At 68.7% G+C, this 18,935-nt stretch carries 22 protein-coding genes and 4 pseudogenes; 14 read left to right on the top strand and 12 right to left on the bottom strand.

The features are described 5' to 3' along the window. Positions 1-606 precede the first annotated feature (606 nt). Positions 607-1,203 (top strand): CAP domain-containing protein, encoded by a 597-nt coding sequence (locus ACFVYS_RS35780; RefSeq protein ID WP_389508949.1) that lies wholly within the window; start codon positions 607-609, stop codon positions 1,201-1,203. A gap of 140 nt (positions 1,204-1,343) precedes the next feature. On the opposite strand, the gene ACFVYS_RS35785 is transcribed toward ACFVYS_RS35780, so the two are convergent. From ACFVYS_RS35785 to ACFVYS_RS35805, 5 genes are all read right to left on the bottom strand, one after another. Next, positions 1,344-1,478 (bottom strand): hypothetical protein, encoded by a 135-nt coding sequence (locus ACFVYS_RS35785; RefSeq protein WP_389508950.1) that lies wholly within the window; start codon positions 1,476-1,478, stop codon positions 1,344-1,346. Positions 1,479-1,608: 130 nt separating this feature from the next. Further along, on the bottom strand, positions 1,609-2,046 hold the full coding sequence (locus tag ACFVYS_RS35790) for a DUF6233 domain-containing protein (protein ID WP_389508952.1): 438 nt from the start codon (positions 2,044-2,046) through the stop codon (positions 1,609-1,611). 160 nt (positions 2,047-2,206) lie between these two features. Then, on the bottom strand, positions 2,207-2,539 hold the full coding sequence (locus ACFVYS_RS35795) for an STAS domain-containing protein (RefSeq protein ID WP_389508954.1): 333 nt from the start codon (positions 2,537-2,539) through the stop codon (positions 2,207-2,209). Between the two features lie 66 nt (positions 2,540-2,605). Then, positions 2,606-3,508, bottom strand: coding sequence for a Ku protein (locus ACFVYS_RS35800; protein ID WP_389508956.1), 903 nt, complete (start codon positions 3,506-3,508; stop codon positions 2,606-2,608). Positions 3,509-3,577: 69 nt separating this feature from the next. After that, positions 3,578-3,907, bottom strand: coding sequence for a hypothetical protein (locus tag ACFVYS_RS35805; protein WP_389508958.1), 330 nt, complete (start codon positions 3,905-3,907; stop codon positions 3,578-3,580). Between the two features lie 458 nt (positions 3,908-4,365). On the opposite strand from ACFVYS_RS35805, the pseudogene ACFVYS_RS35810 reads away from it, so the two are divergent. The 11 genes and pseudogenes from ACFVYS_RS35810 (at position 4,366) to ACFVYS_RS35860 (ending at position 10,873) form a co-directional block, all read left to right on the top strand. After that, positions 4,366-4,582, top strand: a pseudogene (locus ACFVYS_RS35810) (hypothetical protein). Beyond that, positions 4,579-4,803 carry a hypothetical protein gene (locus tag ACFVYS_RS35815; protein WP_389508960.1) on the top strand — a complete coding sequence of 75 codons (225 nt, stop codon included), beginning with the start codon at positions 4,579-4,581 and terminating at the stop codon, positions 4,801-4,803. The pseudogene ACFVYS_RS35810 and the gene ACFVYS_RS35815 overlap by 4 nt, the downstream one beginning before the upstream one ends. A 245-nt stretch (positions 4,804-5,048) precedes the next feature. Next, positions 5,049-5,381: a hypothetical protein gene (locus tag ACFVYS_RS35820; protein WP_389508962.1), complete on the top strand. Its 333-nt coding sequence runs from the start codon at positions 5,049-5,051 to the stop codon at positions 5,379-5,381. A gap of 394 nt (positions 5,382-5,775) precedes the next feature. After that, on the top strand, positions 5,776-6,690 hold the full coding sequence (locus ACFVYS_RS35825; RefSeq protein ID WP_389508964.1) for a polyprenyl synthetase family protein: 915 nt from the start codon (positions 5,776-5,778) through the stop codon (positions 6,688-6,690). Positions 6,691-6,767: 77 nt separating this feature from the next. Next, positions 6,768-7,769: a hypothetical protein gene (locus ACFVYS_RS35830; protein ID WP_389508966.1), complete on the top strand. Its 1,002-nt coding sequence runs from the start codon at positions 6,768-6,770 to the stop codon at positions 7,767-7,769. 55 nt (positions 7,770-7,824) lie between these two features. Next, a complete protein-coding gene (locus tag ACFVYS_RS35835) occupies positions 7,825-8,241 on the top strand; it encodes an MFS transporter (protein ID WP_389508968.1) in 417 nt (138 codons plus the stop codon). A 9-nt stretch (positions 8,242-8,250) separates the two neighbouring features. After that, complete coding sequence (locus tag ACFVYS_RS35840; protein WP_389508970.1) at positions 8,251-9,300, top strand: hypothetical protein; 1,050 nt, start codon at positions 8,251-8,253, stop codon at positions 9,298-9,300. A 118-nt stretch (positions 9,301-9,418) separates the two neighbouring features. Next, the gene (locus ACFVYS_RS35845) at positions 9,419-9,628 is read left to right on the top strand and encodes a hypothetical protein (protein ID WP_389508972.1); all 210 of its coding nucleotides are present in this window, start codon (positions 9,419-9,421) and stop codon (positions 9,626-9,628) included. Between the two features lie 15 nt (positions 9,629-9,643). Beyond that, a pseudogene (locus tag ACFVYS_RS35850) lies at positions 9,644-10,105 on the top strand (MFS transporter); the annotation flags it as partial. Next, positions 10,041-10,580 (top strand): hypothetical protein, encoded by a 540-nt coding sequence (locus tag ACFVYS_RS35855; RefSeq protein WP_389508973.1) that lies wholly within the window; start codon positions 10,041-10,043, stop codon positions 10,578-10,580. The pseudogene ACFVYS_RS35850 and the gene ACFVYS_RS35855, both read left to right, overlap by 65 nt. Before the next feature lie 2 nt (positions 10,581-10,582). Beyond that, positions 10,583-10,873, top strand: coding sequence for a MerR family DNA-binding protein (locus ACFVYS_RS35860; protein ID WP_389508974.1), 291 nt, complete (start codon positions 10,583-10,585; stop codon positions 10,871-10,873). 192 nt (positions 10,874-11,065) lie between these two features. Here ACFVYS_RS35860 and ACFVYS_RS35865 read toward each other — a convergent pair. Together ACFVYS_RS35865 and ACFVYS_RS35870 are read right to left on the bottom strand one after the other, a co-directional pair. After that, positions 11,066-11,248 (bottom strand): annotated as a pseudogene (locus tag ACFVYS_RS35865) (IS5/IS1182 family transposase); the annotation flags it as partial. Between the two features lie 75 nt (positions 11,249-11,323). After that, the gene (locus tag ACFVYS_RS35870; RefSeq protein ID WP_389508976.1) at positions 11,324-11,740 is read right to left on the bottom strand and encodes a hypothetical protein; all 417 of its coding nucleotides are present in this window, start codon (positions 11,738-11,740) and stop codon (positions 11,324-11,326) included. Positions 11,741-12,095: 355 nt separating this feature from the next. Here ACFVYS_RS35870 and ACFVYS_RS35875 point away from each other — a divergent pair, with 355 nt between their 5' ends. Continuing rightward, complete coding sequence (locus ACFVYS_RS35875) at positions 12,096-13,202, top strand: serine hydrolase domain-containing protein (protein WP_389508977.1); 1,107 nt, start codon at positions 12,096-12,098, stop codon at positions 13,200-13,202. 304 nt (positions 13,203-13,506) lie between these two features. Here ACFVYS_RS35875 and ACFVYS_RS35880 read toward each other — a convergent pair whose 3' ends face one another. The 3 genes and pseudogenes from ACFVYS_RS35880 to ACFVYS_RS35890 form a co-directional block, all read right to left on the bottom strand. Then, complete coding sequence (locus tag ACFVYS_RS35880) at positions 13,507-13,848, bottom strand: sterol carrier protein domain-containing protein (RefSeq protein WP_389509015.1); 342 nt, start codon at positions 13,846-13,848, stop codon at positions 13,507-13,509. Between the two features lie 215 nt (positions 13,849-14,063). Further along, positions 14,064-14,804: pseudogene (locus tag ACFVYS_RS35885) on the bottom strand (GNAT family N-acetyltransferase); the annotation flags it as partial. A 440-nt stretch (positions 14,805-15,244) separates the two neighbouring features. Next, positions 15,245-15,988, bottom strand: a complete 744-nt coding sequence (locus ACFVYS_RS35890; protein WP_389508978.1) for a class I SAM-dependent methyltransferase — start codon at positions 15,986-15,988, stop codon at positions 15,245-15,247. A gap of 952 nt (positions 15,989-16,940) precedes the next feature. Between ACFVYS_RS35890 and ACFVYS_RS35895 the strand changes: the two genes are divergently transcribed. Then, positions 16,941-17,573: a hypothetical protein gene (locus ACFVYS_RS35895; protein ID WP_389508980.1), complete on the top strand. Its 633-nt coding sequence runs from the start codon at positions 16,941-16,943 to the stop codon at positions 17,571-17,573. A 96-nt stretch (positions 17,574-17,669) separates the two neighbouring features. Here ACFVYS_RS35895 and ACFVYS_RS35900 read toward each other — a convergent pair whose 3' ends face one another. Both ACFVYS_RS35900 and ACFVYS_RS35905 read right to left on the bottom strand, forming a co-directional pair. Further along, positions 17,670-18,098: a hypothetical protein gene (locus ACFVYS_RS35900; protein ID WP_389508982.1), complete on the bottom strand. Its 429-nt coding sequence runs from the start codon at positions 18,096-18,098 to the stop codon at positions 17,670-17,672. 109 nt (positions 18,099-18,207) lie between these two features. After that, positions 18,208-18,786 carry a TetR/AcrR family transcriptional regulator gene (locus ACFVYS_RS35905; protein ID WP_327188097.1) on the bottom strand — a complete coding sequence of 193 codons (579 nt, stop codon included), beginning with the start codon at positions 18,784-18,786 and terminating at the stop codon, positions 18,208-18,210. Positions 18,787-18,935 lie beyond the last annotated feature (149 nt).

Here is an 18,935-nt window from a genome sequence, read left to right on the forward strand (position 1 = left end):
GCCTCGAGCCCTCTGCGGGTCGCCGTGACGGCGTTTCTGCCGTTCCTCGCCCGGGTTCCACTGTTGGTGTGGGCCCTGCTCGCGGTCGCGCTGCTCTACCTGCTGTCACTCACCGCGGTGTACGCGAAGAAGCCGGCCAGACGTCGCGCGGCAGCCGACATGGTTAGGACTCTCTGGTTCACCAGCAGCCGAAACCACGACCAACCCGCAGGCTCCGAGCCGCGGAAACTGGTTCGGCGAGTACGGCACCCACGAGCTCAGGCGTACGACCCGAACGCTGAGGGCGGTCATCGCCGCAGAGATGGAGGCGGCACCGTCTGCGTCGAACACCCACAGGACGTCGTGGCTCGCAAAGATTTGCGATGCTGCTGGGGTGGTGTTGTCCTGGAAAGGGAGCGTAACTGCATTCCTGGGATCCTCAACTAAAGGGTTGCGTACGACGTACCGGCGGCCCCGATGGGGTCGCGCCCAGGGCGCTCGGCGTGAGCCGCAAATTTCGGGCTCTTGTGCGCCAACCGACAAGATCGGGGTAACTGGCATCTGGCGTGAGGGAACAGTCTGGCGCCAGCCGCTGAAGTTCGCTCTACGCATGGAAGAGGAATCACGATGACACCACACCACCCAGATATTCGCCCTCGGCCCGACGACCTCATTGTCAGCTGGTCTACTCAGCAAAGAGATCTACGTCACTTCGTCACAGAAGCACGTACACATCCGGAGAACTACCCGCCCATCGACTACTCCGAACCCGCGCAGCCCGAGCCCTCAACCTGGCCGCCCACTTTCCCGATCATGCCGCCCGGGGTCCCAGACTTCCAGCTTTCCGCGAGGTTGACCGATACAGCGAGCGCCCACGCCATATTCTTGAAAAGCCAGGACAAGGACTGGGCGAATGCTGATCAAAACATGCATCGCGGTCCTGACGGGAATCTGGTCTGGGACGTTGGGCAGCCGATGTGGGAGGCAGGGTACCACGCCTGGCGGTCGGAAAACGTAGCCTATGAATACGCCGACGCAGAGGAAGTAGTTCGCTTCTGGATGCAACATGATGCACCGTCGAAATGGGGTCATCGAAATAGCATCCTGTACGATGACTGGTATGCATCAGACGACATTCGCGAGGCTGGCTTTGGGTATGTGGAAGGTGGCCCATGGGCCCACTACTGGGTGCTAGACATGGGCAGGAAGGAAGGACCGTTCTAATGTCCTCCGGGTTCAGGTGCGGATTGTTTTAGGACGAGGGTCCACGGTTCGGACGGGCGTCCGGGGTGATGCAGTCCATGGGGCGTTCCTCGGACCAGGGGCGGGAATCCCCTCGAACGAGCAACGTCAGTGCTGGCTGCCTACTCGGCCACCGCAGCGACCCCGGCCTGCACGCCGTCCAGGAACGCCCAGGCGTCGGCGAAGTGCATCGGACCGCCGCCGACCAGGCGCCGCGTGCCGCTGACGGTCAGGTTGAAGCGCACTGTGCCGTACACGAGCCGGAGCTTTCCGCGAGGTTGACCCGATACAGCGAGCGCCCACGCCATATTCTGCGAGGACGCACCGCGGCCATCCGCCACCTCGTCCTCCAGGACCTGGCTTCCCAGGCAGGCGAACGCGCACGGGTCAGGGTCTGCGATGGGCGGCGGGGGAGACGTGGTGCTCATGACGCTGGTGTCCTTGCGGCGGGGGACGGTGTGGGAGGGCCGGGGTGGTGCCGCGGGGTAAGCCGGGGATGTCGAGCTGGGTGTCGGGGCGGCAATGAGTGCAGGACTGCATGCCGTTGGCGAGAAGGCGGCGTGCTTCGTCGCGGTCGACCGGACGCCGCCGCTTGCCCGCCATATGACAGTCACCGGCGTGGACTTGGATCGGCGGGCGGCCGGCGCCAATGCCCAGCTCGACCATCCAGTCCGGCGGCTCGGGACGGCGGCGCCGGCCCTGCTCGGCTTCTGCCTGCCGCTGCTGCACAGCGGCGATCTTCGCATCGATGCGGGCCAGCCAGAGGGTGTGCCACACCCGCAGTGTCTCCAGGCGGGGCAGGTCCTCCGGCAGGTCATCGAACACATATTTGATTCTAGGTGTACGGGCTTGCCGGTTCGACTGGGGGCACGTCAGTGATCACCGGGCGGCGGGTCCGTGGCTGGGGCGTGCTGCGCAGGCCCGGGCGCCCGGGCGCGTCCTTGCGGGCCGGTGGGGCCATGCGTCGGCGGGTGCGGGCTGCTGGCTAGGTCAGGGCGTCCTGGATGCTTGCGCGGGTGTCGAGCACGGTGTCGGCACCGGTGATCTCCAGAACGCGTCGTACCTGTCGTGTTGGGCCTGCGATGCGCAGTGAGGTCATGTGGTGGATACGCAGCAGCAGGTTCAGGAAGGTCGAGTCGACGAAGGAGACGCCGGAGACGTCAAGCACCACGAGGGAGTGCTTGCGGGCGGCGGTGTCGAGCGCTTCCTCGAGCGGGGCGAGGGTGTTGGTGTCGTAGTCGCCGTGTGCGACGACGACCCATGCCCCGTCCTGCTCGTACTGCACCGTCGTTCCTTTGCCGTCGGATTCGTGGCTCATAGCGAGATCATGCCCTGGCTGCCGGCGACGGTGGTAGGGCGCTGTGAGCGGTGGGCGGGCGGGGGTTCAGGCGCTGCGCGGCCGCCGTCCATGCCCGGTCGTCTTCTTCGCCGCGGCAGTCTTCTTGGCCGGCTGCTTCTTCCCCGCCGTCTTCTTCTTCGGCAGCTCGTGCACGTCGGCGTCCTCGCCGCGGGAGGCCTTCGCCTTGGACACGGATTCCTCGAGCGCAGCCATCAGGTCGAGGACCCGGCCCGGCTGCTCCGGCTCGGGGATCTCGGGGAGGGGCTTCTCTTCCCGTTTGGCTTCGATGATCTTCTCCATGGCCTCGGTGTAGGTGTCCTTGAAGTCGTCGCCTTCGAGGTCGTCGCGGGACATGGACTCCATTAGCGCGAGTGCGCCCTTGATCTCCTCTTCGGACACGTCGACGGGCTCGGGGAGGAGTTCGGAGGGGTCGCGGATTTCGTCGGGCCAGTGCATGGCGTGCAGGACGATGGCGTCGCCGCGGACCCGTAGCATGCCGAGCCGCTCGCGCCCGGACCATGCGTATTTGGCGATGGCCACCTTCGACGAGCGGGCCAGTGCCTCGCGGAGCAGCTTGTAGGGCTTGGCCGCGACCTGGCCGTCGGGGGAGAGGTAGTAGCCCTCGCCGATCCGGATCGGGTCGATGTCGTCCGCGGCGACGAAGGCGTCGATCTCGATCGCCTTGGCCGTCGGCAGCGGCAGGTCGCGCAGTTCCTCGTCGCTGATGGCGACGACCTGGTCCTTGGCGTACTCATAACCCTTGCCGATCTCGGCGTTCGATACCTCGCGGTCCTCGAGCTCGCAGATCTTCCGGGTGCGAATCCGCCCCATGTCCTGAAGGTGGTACTGGTGGAAGCGGATGGAGTGGTTCTCGGTGGCGGACTGGACATGGATCGGAACGGTGACCAGCCCGAACGAGATGGCGCCGGACCAGATGGTTCGGGGCATGGCACACCTCCGCGACAGGCCCCGAGCAGCAACAGCCTACGAAGGGTGCGCGCTGCCCGCACCAGCTGGTCATGGCGGGGGTGTCGGGGGTTCGGCCGGCTGCTGTGTCTGCGCCGCGGGATCCGGTGGTGGGGGAGCGGTGGCCTGCCGGATGCGGGCGATGTGGTCCAGGCCCGTCGTGCAGTCCTCGGCTTGGACGGCCTTGTCGAGGAAGGCGTCCTCGTGGCGGCGTCGCATGGCTTCTGTGCGGGCGGTGGTGCAGGTGGTGACGAGGGTGGTGATGGCTGTGGCGGTGGTCGGGAGCAGGAGCGGGGCCACGATCCACCAGGGGGCGTGGGTGAGGGTCGAGGCTCCGACGGCGAGGCCGGAGAGAAGACTGGGCAGTGTCGGGGCGTTCATGGTCGGCTCCTGGCGGGGTGCGGTGAGCAGGGCATGGGTGTGTCACCGCTTGTGGTGGTGGCGGGGGCGGGGGACAGCACCGGATGCGGCAGCGGGTGTGGCAGGCATGGTGGCGGGGGCGGTGGTTAGCCGCGCAACCCCGCTCGGTGGGCAGCACTTTCGCCTGCTGTGCAGGCGTATTCGATAGCTGCGAGCTGCAGCTTCCAGGCCGCGCGAGATCTTGAATCGTGTTACGTGAGGAGATAAGGGAGTCGGTGGGCTGGCGCCGGGAGCCGGTGCGGCCGGAACGGCGAGGTGCTACGACCCTCATCCAGAGGCTAGTGAGTCGAGTGCCTGCCGGTTCCTGGAGGCGGTGGGCATCCTGCACCGGGGCGGTCCTAGCTCCGCAACCTCGCCCGTCCGGCTGCGGCGGAGCGCGTCACTTGGCAAGAAAATCGAACAAGCGATCTAATGCAGGTATGGACGGCACCGACTTCCCCGACGACCTGGTGCAGGCACGCCTGGAACGCGACCTACCGCGCGCTCGCCGCGCCCCGGCCCTGCAACGTCACGGCGCTGCGCCGCCGTCTGCTCCGGCTGTCCGTACGTCTGTGGTGGCACCCGTACTGGACACAGGGACCGGCCGGCCGGGAGGGGCTGCGACGCCGGGGCCGTGCGCTGGAGCGGCAGCGGTGAACCGGCGGCCGCAGCACCTGACGGCGCGCGAGGAGGAGATCCTCCGCGCGATCCGCCACTCCATCCGGGACCGGGGTGAGGCGCTGTCAGTGCGCGCGCTGGCGCGGGAGCTCGGGCTGCGCAGCCCCGCGTCGGTGGCCTATCACCTGGCCAACCTGGAGGACCGCGGGGCGCTGGTCCGCGACGGCCGCAGCTGGCAGACATGCCGCCTGACCGGCTAGAGGCACCGGGCGGCTGCGCAGTGCGCGTTTTGTGAGGCGGCAGCGATGGCGCCGCCGGCGGAGGGTCGGACGATCACGGCCAAGGGCCGGGAGGTGTCCTTCCTCCCGCGGGCGCCCGGCGAGGGTGCGGTGGCCGGACGAGAGCGTGTCGCACGTGCGCTCAGTGGCCGAAGTTCCGGGCGAGGTCAGGCCGGTTGGCTGCACCCGGGCCTCGGCGCTCGGGACGGCCGGTGCACACTGACGCCGTGGAGCATACGAATTACCACCTGGAGGCCGTGGTCGACGCGCTCGTCCGGGCCGGCAACAGGTTGAGTCCCCTCCCGCCCGGCAATGGCCCGGGCCCGTTCTGGTCGACCCAAGGCGGGCCGGGGTGCTACATGGAGGCGCCGATCGACTTCGCGGTAGCCAGGTCTGTTCGGGACCAGCCCGCGGAACTCGAATTCTATGAGGCCGCCGACTCGATCTTCTGTCCTCTGTGCTGGACACCGATCAACGGTCCGGGCTATCGCGCCCCGACGGTGTGGGACCTCGGACAGATGACTCCCGGAGTCAAGGTTGAGCCAGATCCCGGGAAGTGAAGGGTCGGGTCGCCCGCCTGCGGTCGTGTAAGCGCGTGCTCGGCTCTCTCCGAAGCGGTTCTCCCGGTCCGTCGGTCCCTGCGGCGGCGTTGGCGAGGCACCCAGTCGCGGTCCGGCGAGCTGAGCTGGCGCCGGTACGGGGAGGGCGCATGCGGCGCATGTGTCGTGCACGGGAGCGGAGCGGGTCAGGGGTGTGCGTCGCGCGCTGGTTGTCACTCCCTGCCCCTCTTGCCGCTCGCACCCTGATTCTGGCGTGGACATGGCCTGATCCCTGGAAGGGCGTCGAGTGGCTGACTTACCTCGTGACTGCGAGACGATTCTCGCGCAGGCCGCGACCTTGGTGCGGCCGTTGGTCCGGTCCCGAGTCCACACTCTGCCTCCCCAGGTCCGGCATGTGGCGGGGCTGCATTTCGGCTGGTGGAGCGACGACGGCGGGGTCTTGGACGCGCCGGCCGTCAGCAAGTGCGTGCGCCCGGCCCTCGCCCTGCTGGCGTGCCGGGCGGTGGGCGGCGACCCGTACACAGCCCGGGCGGCGGCCGCGGCGGTGGAACTGGTCCACAACGCCAGCCTGCTCCACGACGACATCATCGACCAGGATCCGCTGCGCCGCGGCCGGCCTGCGCTCTGGGCGGCGAAGGGCGTTCCGGCGGCGATCCTCGCAGGCGACGCTCTCTTCTTCGCCGCCGTCCAGACCCTCGCCGAGGCTCCGGACGCGGACCGGACAGTGCCGGTGCTGCTGGCCGCCGTGCAGGCGCTGATCGAAGGCGAGTACCTCGACACCCTCATGGAATCCGGTACCGACGTCAGTGAGGACCGGGCTGCGTCGGTCGCGGCCGGCAAGACCGGCGCGCTGCTGGCCTGCGCCTGCGAACTCGGAGCGATCGCGGGCGGCGCCAGCCCCGAGCGCGCCCGGCTCCTTCACGGTTTCGGACGGCGTCTGGGCATCGCATATCAGTGCGTCGACGACGTCCTCGGCATCTGGGGCGAGGAGCCGGTGACGGGCAAGCCCGCCCTATCCGACCTGCGCTCCCGCAAGGTCACCATTCCCGTCGCAGCCGCCATGGCCGGCCACACCCCACAAGCCCAGTCACTGCGCGCCCTCTACAGCGCGAACGGGCCGCTGGGCGAGGAGGACTACACGCGGGCCAGGGACTGGATCGAGCAGGCCGGCGCCCGGGAGGCCACGCTACGACGCGCCCGCCGTCACACCGCCGACGCCCTGCACCTGCTGGACCAGGTGCGGCCGGAGCCGGTGGCGGCCGCTGAACTGGCGGCCCTCGCCGACCTGATCACCCGCCGCGACCACTGACCTTCTGGGGCAACGCCGTTCCCGAAGCCCCCACCGATCTCATGCCGTTCGACCATCCGAACAGGGAGAACTCACCGATGCACCCTGCCGAGCTCCCCGAGGGGTTCTGGACCTTCTACTGCCCTCTCGAGGAGGAGACCGGTGCCGATGCGGAGCGCCTGAGTGCCAACTGTGCCGCGTGGGCGCAGAAGTTCGACCTGGGCCGGGGCGATGCGAACCTTTCCGCGCTGTACGGAGTGGGAGGGGCCGCCCTGATCGCCCATGCCTTCCCGCACGCCACCACGAACCCCGACCTGGCCCAGGCGCTGGCCGACTACAGCGGCTGGGCGTTCATGGCCGACGACTTCATCGTGCCCGACCCGGACGCCAGGGACGACGTTCTCCACGCGGTGTACCGCTGGGCGCACACCATGCTTTGTCCGCGCTCCTGGGAGAGCCACACAACCCACCTCGACGACGCGCTGCGCAACGTCTTCGAGCGCCAGCGCGCCTGCATGAGCGATGTCCAGCACGAGCGGTTCACCACCACGCAGGCCGGCTGGCTGCACGCCATGCTCTGGGAGAGGGCCCTGCGCGAACGCGGTACCCCTCTGACGGTCGACGACTATCTGGCCGTGCGGATCGGCGCCGTCGGCGTCCACGCCACGCTCGGCTGCCTCGACGCGGTCGAAGGCACCGAGATCACCGCTCAGGAGTGGTCCTCGCCCCTGGTGAAAGCAGCGACCGAAGCAGGTCTGTTCGCTGCCGCGCTGGACAACGACCGCTACTCCTTCTGCAAGGAGAGGGACCTGGCGCAGGTCAACTACAACCTCTTCGGCGCACTCCAGCACGAACATCCCGACTGGACCCTCGAACAGGCCCTGCTCGAGGGCATCAGGATCCGCGACACCATGCTCGCCCTCTATCTCCGACTGCGCGAGCAGATCCTCCCCACCGCCAGCCCCGGCCTGCGCAAGTACCTCACCGGCGTGGAGCGGGTGATCAGCGGCGACATCACCTTCGGCACCACCTGCATGCGCTACTTCGCCCCCGAAGCCGCCCCCGACATCCGGCGCACCCACACGCCCCCGCACACCTGAGTGACGATCCGCTGCCGTACCCGACCATCGCCTGGTGGTGGGAGCACATCGCACCATGACACCGCCCCCGCGCGCCACGCACCCACGCGGGGCCTTGGCAGTGCTGTGCACCGGCCTGTTCCTGATCGGCCTCGACGTCTCCGTCATGAACGTGGCCCTGCCCAGCCTCCAATCCGATCTGCATCCCGGCCCGCAGGGCCCGCTGTGGATCACCGACGCCTACACCCTCGCGCTGGCCTGCTGCGTCCTGGCGGCCGGAGTGTGGAGCGATACGCACGGCCGGCGCCGCGCCTTCACGCTCGGCCTGGCCCTGTGCGGAACGGCGCCGGTGGCCACCGGCACGGGCCAGGTCGTCGCGGCGCGGCTGGCGATGGGCTGCGGTGCGGCGCTGCTGATGCGTACCATCCGCGCCGTCTCCCGAAGCCCCAGTCACCGTGAAAGTAGGTACGGCCTTGTCGGCGTTCCACCATGAGGAGGACAAATGTCGGATGTTGAGAATCTCGGCACGCAACTGCTCACCTTCTACTGTCCACTGACCTCCTACGTCAGCCCGGAATTCGGCGCACTGCGAGAATTTTCCCGCGACTGGGCCGAGCAGTTCGACATCGGTGAAGGCGATCCGCGGCGCACCGCCGTGTTCGCTGAGCTCGGTGCGGCCTTCACCGCCCACCTGATCCCGCACGCGACCGGCGAGACCGCGAAGGCCTTCGTCCGCTACAACACGTGGGGCTGGCTGCCGAACGACCGTGTCGAATCAGACCTCCCGCTCGGCGACATCATCGTCGGACTGGGCCGCTGGGAACACATCCTGAGGTCTCCCGATGCCTGGCATGACTCCGCGGCCCCCGCCGACAGGGCACTTCGCGATGCCGTGCTGGCCCTCAGGGAAGCCTTGGCCCCCGTGCAATACGAACGCTTCATTGCCGGACAGAGCCAATGGCTCTACTCCATGACCACGGAGGCCGTTCTCGTGCAGTGGGGAACCCCGCTCAACGTCAACGACTACCTGGCTTTGCGATTCAGCTCGGTCGGCGGATACTCCGCCATCGGCTTCATGGACGGGGCGACACATTCCGAGATCAGCGCACAGCAATGGGCCCGCCCCGAAGTCCGCGCCCTCACGGAGGCGGCCGGGCACATCACCGCACTGGACAACGACCGCTACTCCTACTTCAAAGAACGCCGCATGGCCTCCAGGAAGCACAACCTGTTCGCCGCGCTCCGCTACGAGCATCCCGACTGGTCCCTCGAGCGGGCCGTCACCGAGGCAGTCGCCATCCGCGACCGGATCATGACTCTCTACCTGCGCCTGCGCGAAAGGCTCCTGCGCGATGCCGACGAGGACATGCGCCGCTATCTCGCAGGATGGGACCACATGATCACCGGAAACATCACCCTGCCCACGCTGACGGCCCGCTACCGCTCCGCCGAGACCGCGAACGGCGTCACCATCGTGGACAAGCCCAGCGACCCCAGCACGGAACCTCTGCCCATCCCGACCATCGCCTGGTGGTGGGACCAGCTCGGCTGACAGGCCCGTACCTGTGCCTGCTCCCTCGTTGCGCCTGCTCTGCAAGGGCAGGCAGGGCGGCGCCCAAGAAGTACGACAAACCGATAGGCGCCACTACGTTCTGGGGGTTGCTTCAGCCATGACGATGGCGACAGTGGCGGCACACCCGAAGTCTGCTGTGTCGGTACTGTGCGCCGGCCTGTTCCTGATCGGCGTGGATGTGACGGTGCTGAACGTGGCCTTGCCCAGTCTGCAGGCCGAGCTGGAGCCGGGCATGAGCACACTGCAGTGGGTCGCAGACGGCTACACCCTGGCCCTGGCGTGCGGCGTCCTGGCCGGAGGGTCGTGAGGGGATGCGCACGGGCGGCGCCGCGCGTTCGTGCTGGGCCTGGTGCTATGCGGCCTGGCGTCGGTGTACGGCGCCACCGCACAGGACGCGGGACAGGTGATCGCCGCCAGGGTGGTTATGGGGCTGGGGGCGGCGCTGCTGATGCCGTCGACGCTTTCACTGATCACGGTGGTGTTCCCGGAGCCGACGGCGCGGCGGCGGGCGATCGCGGTCTGGGCCCTGGTCGCGGGGGCTGGGGCGCTGGCCGGACAGGTCGCCGGGGGCGCGCTGGTGGAGCAGTTCTCCTGGCGGGCCGGGTTCTGGCTCAACGTTCCCGTGGTGGTCGTGGCGGTGGCCGGGGCATGGTGCCGGGTGCCCGAGTCGCGGCACCCGCGCCCTGGCCAAGGTGACTGGCTGGCTGGGCATGACCCTGATGACCGGCGGGCTGCTGGCCCTGGTGTGGGCGATCATCGAGGCACCGGTCCGCGGCTGGGCTGATCCGCTGGTCATGACCGCCTTCACCGCCGCTGCGGGCGTGCTGATGGTACTGGGGTGGTGGGATCGCAGACATCCGTCGCCCGTCATCCCCGTCGCCCTGTGCCGCAATGGGCGCTTCTCAGCCGCGGCGCTCGCGCTGGCCCTCATGTTCTTCGCACTGTTCATCATCAGCCTGTACCTGCAGACGGTGCTCGGCCACAACCCCGCCCAGACCGGATGGCTCATGCTGCCGCTGGCCGGGGCGATGGGCTGCGGGGCCGGGTTGTCTCTTCTCATCGCGCCGCGCTGGGGTGACAAGATCCCGGTCACCGCCGGGATGGCACTCGTAGCCGCAGGGTTCGTCATCCTGGCCACCGCCCCGGCTGCTGACTCCGGATACGGGCCCGTCCTGGTCTTCCAGCTCACCGCTGGCGGCGGTGCCGGGGCAGCAACGGAGGCCACCGCCTCTACGGCGAGGACGCGGTCACCGCGCTGAGAGTGATCAAGGCCGCTCAGCGGCTCGGGTTCACGCTGGAGGAAGTCGCGGAACTCCTCGAGGCAGGCCGCCACCGCCACGGCCGCCCCGTGGCAGGGCTCCAGGACCGTGCCGCGGCCAAGCTCGCCGAGGTCGACGCGAAGATCGCGGACCTGACCACCATCCGCACCGCCCTGCTCGCCGCCGTGGAGGCGGGCTGTGACGACCTGACCGTCTGTGCGTCCAGCGCCTGCTGCCCCATTCCCTTCACCGACCTCGCCGAGGAGAACCGCAATGCCGGCCCCTGCTGCTGACCTCCGCCCCCACCGCACCCCCAAGGCGCTCGGGGGCCTGGCCGCCCTGGCCTGCGTCGCGTGCTGCGCGCTGCCCGTCCTGATCGCGGCGGGCGTCGTCGGTGCCGGCGCCGGGTTGGTGGCGGGCTGGCTGCCTGCACTCGCCGTCGTCCTGACCGTCCTTGCCTTCGCCCGACGGGGTCAGGGCGTGCGCTGCCAGTACGCGGTGACTAGGAGCACCCGCTCTTCCAGCGGCAGTGACCAGGGACGCCCGCGGCGAGTTCGATCGGCGCCTTCTCGGCGTAACAGCGTGACCAGCTTTCGAAAGTCGCGCGGGCGCAGCCCGGTGAACGGGGGTATCCAGGACGGCTCCGCTGCCGTGATCACTCCAGCCACAGCGGGATCTTCTCAAGGCGAACCGCGCCCTGACCGCTCACATGGCCAGCGCGGCATGCCGCGTCGACGCGGCGCTCAGGTCGTATCGCGCTTCGCGGCCGCCGGAGAGGGCGGTTGCTCGTCGCGGCTCTCCGAGGTGAAGGCGTCGCGGCGAGCGAGAGTCACCGACAGAGGCAGGCCCAGCCGCTCGGCTGCGCGGCGCCGGACACGCACCTGAGCTCGGGTCCGGGGTCGGAAAGAGGGGAGCCGCGAGCAGCCGCAGCCGGGGCGGTGATCGTAGGTCAGCTCCTCCGCGAGCACAGTCGCAACGACTGACCATGCCTTCGTGTCGCGTCGCCGGGGCGCAGCAAAGTCGTAGCCGGCGAAGACGAGCTGTTCACGACAGCCAGGACAGATGCGCTTCCGGATCGGCCATGTGCTGCCTTTGAAGGAGAGCCGGCACGCGATGCATACGTAGTGCCGGAAGGCGCCGTTGAACGCGTGGTAGCACATGGTCCGAGAGGATACGCATCGTCCGCGGGCGGGCCCAACCGGATTACTAGAGCCCGGTCTGGCCAGTCGGCCGCCCGGTCAGCGTCGCTCCACCACACGATAGGTGCGGACGCACAAATAGCGGGACAGCCCTTAGGCCACGGCCCTGACCGGCTCACGCGACCCATCGGACAGGCCCTAGTCGAGGACGCGACGGCGTCGTCTCGGCGAACTGATGAGGTGGCGGCACCAGATCGCAGCTGTCAGGGGGAGCCCAGGGTTGTGATCAGGGTGATCACTGATGGGCGACGGCGGCTGCGCGCAGCAGAGTTGGCGTTGTCAACACATTCCATCAGCGCCGTGGAGAGAAACTTCGATGCGCATCAGACTCGCCGTCACCACCCTCGTCCTGGCCACTGCTCTCACCGCCGGCGCGACCCTGCCCGCGGCCGCTGCCACGCCTGCTTCCAGCGCCTCGGCGTCCGCGAACACCGCCATCCAGGACCTCCTTGACCACCTGCCCGACGACGTCGTGGCGGGCGCGCTGATCAGACGGGACGGTGTGAGCGCCACCGCCGGCCCGGTCACCGCTGACGCCCATGTCCGCATCGGCAGTGTCACCAAAGCGTTCACCAACACGGTGGTGCTCCAACTCGTCGCCGAGCACCGGATCGGCCTGGACATACCGGCGCGCTGGTACGTTCCCCGAATCCTGCCCGAGGCGTACAGCCGCGTCACCGTGCGCCAGCTCCTCGACCACACGAGCGGCCTACCCAAGCCCGCCCCGACTCCTGGCCCCGGCGACGGACCCGGATGGCAGCTCAAATCTGTGACGCCCGAAGACTTCCTGCGCAACTCGTTCGCCGCAGCCACCGACACGCCGCCCGCACCCGGCTCCGAGCAGCAGTACAACGGACTCAACTCCTTCGTCCTCGGCCTGATCGTCGAGAAGATCACCGGCCACTCCTTCACCGACGAACTGCAGCGCACGATCATCTGGCCGCTGCATCTGAAGCACACCAGCCTGCCCGCCGCCGACGACCCGGCGATCCCCTCGCCCCACGCGGAGGTGTACCTGGATGGGCAGGACGTGACTGAGCAGAGCCCGTACCCGTGGGCCGAGGGAGGCATGATCTCCACCGCCGCCGACCTGGACCGCTTCATCACCGCACTGTTCCGGGGCCGACTGCTCCCACCCGCCCAGCAGAAGCTGGTATTCGAGGTACCGAACGTGAAGAACGCCGTCGACAACACGAACTGCGTCGGCCAGGCGGCCTGCTACAGCATCGGCGGGCTCCTGCGCTACCAGCTCCCAAACGGCGCGTACGCGTGGGGTAAAACCGGTTCCCGCCCCGGCTGGGACAACGGGTACTTCGCCACCCGCGACCTCAGGCACCGCGTGGTGTACTCCCTCAACCCGACGGGGAGAGGTAATGACCTCCCGTACATCAAGGCCATCGTCAACGCCGCTCTCACCGACTGACAGTGAGGATTGGCCATGGCATCGCTCGGGGGTCTGACTCTCCGACTGACTGACGCTTCGGCTGTCCTCGGGTTGAATCGTCGCCCTGCCGGGCGGTGAGGTGGCTGGCCGGCGTTTCCCGCCGGGTGGCGTGGGCCGGCTGCTTTCGCTCGCCGTGCCCGGCGGTGATCGCGCCCAGTCCGCCGCTGGTCTTCATCCGGCTGGCCGACGCAGAGGAGTCGACCCTGCAATGCGGCGTGGAGGCCGTCTTCGCCGGGCGGCGGATGCGCGGATTCATCCGGCCGGAACGCGTCCGAAGGATGTGTCAGTAGAGCGGGAAGGCCCAGCCACCGGGGTACCAGGGTTCCCGTTCGCCGCGGAAAGCTGCCGAGCCGAGGGATAGGGCGCCGTGCCGCAGTTCCTCGACGAGACCGGCAGCCGCGAGGGCGGCGAGCGAGGTCCCGCCGAGGAAGGCGGCGCCGAGTGCCGCCGCGGTCAGCCGTATGTCGGCCGGGGCGGTCGTGGGCTCGCAGATGGCGGTCCCTGCTTCCGCCTGCAGCCGGCGGCGCCCGCTGTTCCACGGGCAGAAGTCGTCCTGCACCTCCAGGACGAGGTCCAGGGGAAGGCTGTAACTCCGGCCTGTCAAAGCCCTGTCGACGTCGGCCATACGCAGCCACAGACGGTCCACCGGCGCGGCCGCAACCGCTCGCGGCTCGACCAGCAGGTGCGGCAAGGACTCGTCCACGGCGCCCTCGTAGTCGATCCAGGCCACCAGGTCGATGCCTGCGAGGAAGCGCCACAGCGCCGCATAGGACTGCCCCGAGCCGCTGCCAGCTCCACCACCTCCACCACCCCGGAGCTGCCGCCGAGCCCGTCAGGTGCGGAGCTGTGCCGGTAGAGCGCGTAGCCGGTGGCGCGTTGGTCACGCTCGTGGTACACGGCGCACCGGAGCGAGGTCGCCGCACCGCGGCGGTGCGGATAGTCGGCGAGGCGCACCGTCCAGTGGGCCGCCTGCCGGTCGGGCCAGCCGACCGTGGCGGTGCGGACCTGGTCGTAGATCTCCTCCAGGAGGGGGCGGCCCCGGACGGCGTTGTGCAGGCGCACGGTCCCGTCGCCGAAGTCGGTGTCGGGGCGGAGCCGCATGGCACGCCGGTCGCAGCGCATCCGATTGCCCAGCGTCGCGAGGCCGTAGCCGTACCGTCCGTAGATGCCGGCCTCGGAGGGGCGCAGCGCGCAGATCGGCTCGCGCTGCTGCTCGTGCAGGTCGGTCAGCTGGGCACGCATCATCGACGTGAGGATGCCGCGGCGGCGATGCGTCGGGGCCACGCCCACGGAGGCGACGCCCGCGACGGGCAGGACGCCCCCGGGCACGGTGAGCATGCGGCTGTAGACGGAGGCTCCGGCGACCGGCTCGCCCTCCTCGAACACGGCCAGGGTGCGGGCGAGATCCGTTGCGGCCAGCTGGTCGGCCAGTTCCTCTTGCGACCGGTCCATGCCATAGGTGTCGGCAATCATGCGCGCCCATGGAGCGAACTCGTGCTCGGCAACGGCGCGAAGCTGGAACAGAGAAGTGGACATCGGCCATGTGTACAACACATCCGGCTGGGCTGACGACCGGCGCATCTGCGCTCTGACGGTTCGCGGCTGCTGTGCGAACCCCTTCCGCACTTCCGGTCGTTCGGCGGCCTCTGCCTGCGCCTGCGGCACCGATGAACACCCGCTGTCGCGTTTCGTGAGGCGGGGCACCGGGAGTGGTCATCGGCAGCGCGAGGATCTGGAAGGTCGTGGCGCCGCGCGGGTGGTGTGGGGCGGGCCGGGCTTCTTCTCATGGGGAGTGCTGCTCGGCTCTTGCGGATGTCCTGCTCGCGGGCCGCGTCGTCCGGGGTGCGGCGAAGGCGGTGGTCACGGGCGGACCGCGCCGTGGCTGATGTTCAGGGTGTCCTCGATCGCGATGTCCGAGCAGTCATCGGGCGGCCAGGGGCGCCCTGGCGCCCGGGGTGAGGGCGTGACCAGGGTGGTCGTGGGCAAGCCCCGAGATGCCGAGTTCGTCCGACCGCGCGGAGCTACTGCCCCCGCGGGACGCGGTAGACCGAAACGTGAGATGAGGACTCGGCGGTGAACGCGGAGCCGACCCAGTCCGCATGCCTGGCTTGCAGTTCGAAGCCGGCCAGTTTGGCCATGAGATCGAGTTCGGCCGGCCAGATGTAGCGATGAGGGGTGCGGAACAACCGTGCATGCTCGCTCTCGTCGAAACGGACGTGGTGCGACACAATGTGCTGGCGAACGACGTCGTAGGTGTGCAAGCCGATGTAGCCGCGTTCAAACTGCCGCACGACGGCCGTCTGGCCCGGCGGGAGTTTGCGCAACTCGGGTACCCCGAGCTCAATCACGAACCGGCCGCCGGGCGCGAGGTGGCGGGCAGCATTGCGGAAGCAGGCAACCTGCTCATCCTGGGTGAGCAGGTTGGAGATCGTGTTGTAGACGAGATAGACGAGGGTGTACGTCCCGGGTGCGCGGGTGGTCGCCATGTCACCGATGATCACCGGGATTGTTGCTTCATCCGCTTTCGTTCGCAGTTGCTCCACCATCGGCAGGGACAGCTCGATGCCGGTGACGCAGACTCCTCGCTCGGCCAGTGGAACGGCCACCCGGCCGGTCCCGATGGCGAACTCAAGTGCTCGTCCCTTCCCTGCGAGCCGGGCGAGGCGGTCCACGGCCGGCTCCAAGACCTCAGGCGCGAACATGCCGGAACCGGGCGTGTCATAGCGCCCGGCAACTTCGCCGTTCCAGATCTCTTCCTGCTCCATGGCCTCCACGCTTGCCGCAGAACCATGTGATTGTCCAACGAGTTTGTGCACGGCACTGACGAGGATCGGGCGAGGCGCTCAGGAACGAGGAGGCTCGCCTGCTGTGACGTGGGCGCGCGCTCGAGATGGGCCTGGCCGCGTCACGGCCTCGCTGAGATGAGACACGGTCACGGCTCGAACAGCCGACGAAGTCGCCGTCAGCAGCACGAAGCCGGAGAGCACGTCCGTCTCGAACGCCTCCAACTGCTCAGTCGAAGCCGGTGCCCTGAAGTCGCGCAGATCCCGTACAGCGGCCAGCGTCAACGCGAGCCCCCTCAGCTTCACGCAGAAAGTCCTCCCGGAAGCGTGACGCTTGCGCGAACGCTTCCCTGGGGCCGGCGTCAGGCAGCAGACTCATCTACACGGCCTTCGTTCTGATCGGTGCACCTTGGTCGGAGCACATGATCAGACGAGGGCCGCCTCAGCGTCCGGAAAATGCCCAGGTCAGTGACATAGTCCGAGGAACATTTCGACGCTGGATGTCCCGTGGCACGGCCGCTGGACGAATTTCCACCGGAGTTCGACCGAGTAAGGGCCGGTAAGGTAGTGCTCTTCGGGCTACTCGGCTCCGGAGTCCTAGAGGCGACTGTCAATGAATCTCCGCCCCCTGGCTGCTGGTTCCGATGCTGCGATACACAACGTGTGGCGGCTTCCCGCTGCTGACTCGATGCGGGGGCACCGAGCCCTTTGGTGGAGCGTCGGTCCCGCCGGGGAGCTTGCGGTCCTGCTGGTCCACCGGCAATACCTTGATCACACCCGCTACATCAAGGGGTGGATCGGGTGGGGGCCGCAAGTCCCGTTCACGGGTGAGCTGGTCACCGTCACGGGACAGGAGGAGCGGCGCATCCTGGTGAATGACATTCGGATTCGGCCCAGTCACTTGGCCCTGCTTCCGGATTCTCGATTCCTTCTGGTGAGCGGGCGCACGTTCCGCAACGAGACCGAGCGGCCCTGGGCGTCCAACGCTGTGGTGTTCTCCCCGTCCGGGACACCTGAGGCCGAGTTCTGCGTCGGTGATGACATTCCCGCCTTGGTCACCGACGTCCACGGAGGCATCTGGACGGCTTACGGCGATGAGGGCATCTACGGCGGCCACCCCGAGTCGGGAGCGGGCCTCGCGGGCTGGGACAGCCAGGGCCGGACCTCCTGGACGCCCAAGGGTCGGCTGCCCGACCACCCGCTGGAAGGCTGCACCGCCGCGACCGAGAACGAACAGGTATGGCTCGTCTGGTGCTCCGGCAGCGGCAGCGGCGGCACCTTCCTGACACGGATCACCCCGTCCACCGGCGACATTGCCAGCTACCCCAGCCCCGTCCCAGCCCCGGACGGATTCGCGATCTGTGACAACAGGGCAGTACTCACCCGCCGCGACCACAACAAGCGGTCCGTCGAGCTCATACGTGCCGAGCTCAACGGCACCACCTGGGCAGTAACCAGCCGCCGTCGGCTACGGCTGCCTGGTCGAGTCGTCATGCACTGCGGCCAAGGCCGCGACGGTTCCCTCTGGCTCCGCGCAGGCAACACCTGGCTGCGCATAGAAGCATGAACACCCCGGGCAACATCTCGGGCGTTCCAACTGCGGAGCCGTCACAGAACACCGGAGGTTAAAGAACAAGGTCAGGACCGGAGCTCTGCTCCCCGCTCAAGCTGCTCGGGGGTCGGGCATGCCGAGCACGGAAAGGAATCGAAGCCGCCCTGTGGGAAGGCGATCCGCTCCGTCGGCCCACGCCTGGAAGCCCGCTATGGCGAAGGCGAGGTGAAGCTGCCCGGTCGCGCGACGGCATACCGGCGGCTCGAGGAGCTGGAGCGGCGGCGGCTCAAGCGGCGCAGCCTCCCGTGTGGGCACATCCTCGGCGAAGGCCACGTACAACCGCCGCCGCAGCAGCAAGGCTGGTTGGCCTGCCCGCTCTGCTGCGGCCGGCGGCAGGAACAGATCCGCAAGCTGGAACAGGACCTGGACGGCGAGCTCCTGGTCCGCGGCGGAGTCAAACACCCCATGCAGCTCACCAGCCTCGGCAAGAAGGTCGTGGCCGCCGCGGCTCCGTATACCGACCAGAGCGGTGACCTCCACGGACCACGCCACAAGCCGAAGGCCCTCGCCTCGCCCGAGCCGCGACAGCCCGCGGGCATGAGCAACGGTGAATCTGGGCACCTCCTGCGCGGGCCGCGAGGAATCTGGATCATGGGAGGGGGTGTTCTTCGCCCGCGTCGAGGAGCTCGGTCACCAGCCGACGGGCGTACGCGGCGTCGAGTCCGGCCGGGCGGAAGAGGATGCGGTACATCATGGGGGCGACCACGCGGTCCATCGCCGTCTCGACGTCGGGAGTGTTCTCCTCGCGGCCGATCGCGCGGGCGAGCATGACGTCGACCTGTTCGGCCGCGTAGGCCGAGCACTGACCGGCGTAGCTGCCGTCCGGGTCTCCGAGCAGAGCGTCACGGATGTAGGCGCGGCCGGAGGGGGACGACATCTCGTCAAGGAACTGTTCGGCCCAGGCCGTCAGGTCGGACAGCAGGTCACCGTGGTCCTCCGGCGCAGTGTCGGGCCGCAGGCGCTCCACCGCGACGTCCGACAGCAGCTCCTGAAGGTCGCCCCAGCGGCGGTAGATCGTCGAGGGGGTGACTCCGGCGCGCTGGGCGACCAGCGGGACGGTCACCGCATCGCGGCCCCGCTCCGACAGGATGTCGCGGACAGCGGTGTGCACCGAAGCCTGGACCCGTGCACTGCGCCCGCCGGGGCGCACCATCGGCTTACGACTCATAACTCCACCTTAAAGCACAGTTCTTGCGTTTAGGAGGAGCGTGCCGGCTCGACGGCCGCGCCAGGGCCCCCTCGCTGCGGGCATCCGGTCCTGATCCTGACCGGAGCCGAACGGCATAGGGGCCGGTCCGGAACCGTCCGGCCCGCAGG

It is taken from the genome of Streptomyces sp. NPDC058295 (assembly GCF_042880655.1).
Classification (GTDB): Bacteria; Actinomycetota; Actinomycetes; order Streptomycetales; family Streptomycetaceae; genus Streptomyces; species Streptomyces coriariae.

Coding starts and splice junctions, on each gene's coding strand:
- ACFVYS_RS35780 (WP_389508949.1), top strand. CDS start 607: ATGACACCACACCACCCAGATATTCGCCCTCGGCCCGACGACCTCATT.
- ACFVYS_RS35795 (WP_389508954.1), bottom strand. CDS start 2,539: ATGAGCCACGAATCCGACGGCAAAGGAACGACGGTGCAGTACGAGCAG.
- ACFVYS_RS35800 (WP_389508956.1), bottom strand. CDS start 3,508: ATGCCCCGAACCATCTGGTCCGGCGCCATCTCGTTCGGGCTGGTCACC.
- ACFVYS_RS35805 (WP_389508958.1), bottom strand. CDS start 3,907: ATGAACGCCCCGACACTGCCCAGTCTTCTCTCCGGCCTCGCCGTCGGA.
- ACFVYS_RS35830 (WP_389508966.1), top strand. CDS start 6,768: ATGCACCCTGCCGAGCTCCCCGAGGGGTTCTGGACCTTCTACTGCCCT.
- ACFVYS_RS35835 (WP_389508968.1), top strand. CDS start 7,825: ATGACACCGCCCCCGCGCGCCACGCACCCACGCGGGGCCTTGGCAGTG.
- ACFVYS_RS35840 (WP_389508970.1), top strand. CDS start 8,251: ATGTCGGATGTTGAGAATCTCGGCACGCAACTGCTCACCTTCTACTGT.
- ACFVYS_RS35845 (WP_389508972.1), top strand. CDS start 9,419: ATGACGATGGCGACAGTGGCGGCACACCCGAAGTCTGCTGTGTCGGTA.
- ACFVYS_RS35855 (WP_389508973.1), top strand. CDS start 10,041: ATGACCGGCGGGCTGCTGGCCCTGGTGTGGGCGATCATCGAGGCACCG.
- ACFVYS_RS35870 (WP_389508976.1), bottom strand. CDS start 11,740: ATGTGCTACCACGCGTTCAACGGCGCCTTCCGGCACTACGTATGCATC.
- ACFVYS_RS35875 (WP_389508977.1), top strand. CDS start 12,096: ATGCGCATCAGACTCGCCGTCACCACCCTCGTCCTGGCCACTGCTCTC.
- ACFVYS_RS35880 (WP_389509015.1), bottom strand. CDS start 13,848: ATGGCCGACGTCGACAGGGCTTTGACAGGCCGGAGTTACAGCCTTCCC.
- ACFVYS_RS35890 (WP_389508978.1), bottom strand. CDS start 15,988: ATGGAGCAGGAAGAGATCTGGAACGGCGAAGTTGCCGGGCGCTATGAC.
- ACFVYS_RS35905 (WP_327188097.1), bottom strand. CDS start 18,786: ATGAGTCGTAAGCCGATGGTGCGCCCCGGCGGGCGCAGTGCACGGGTC.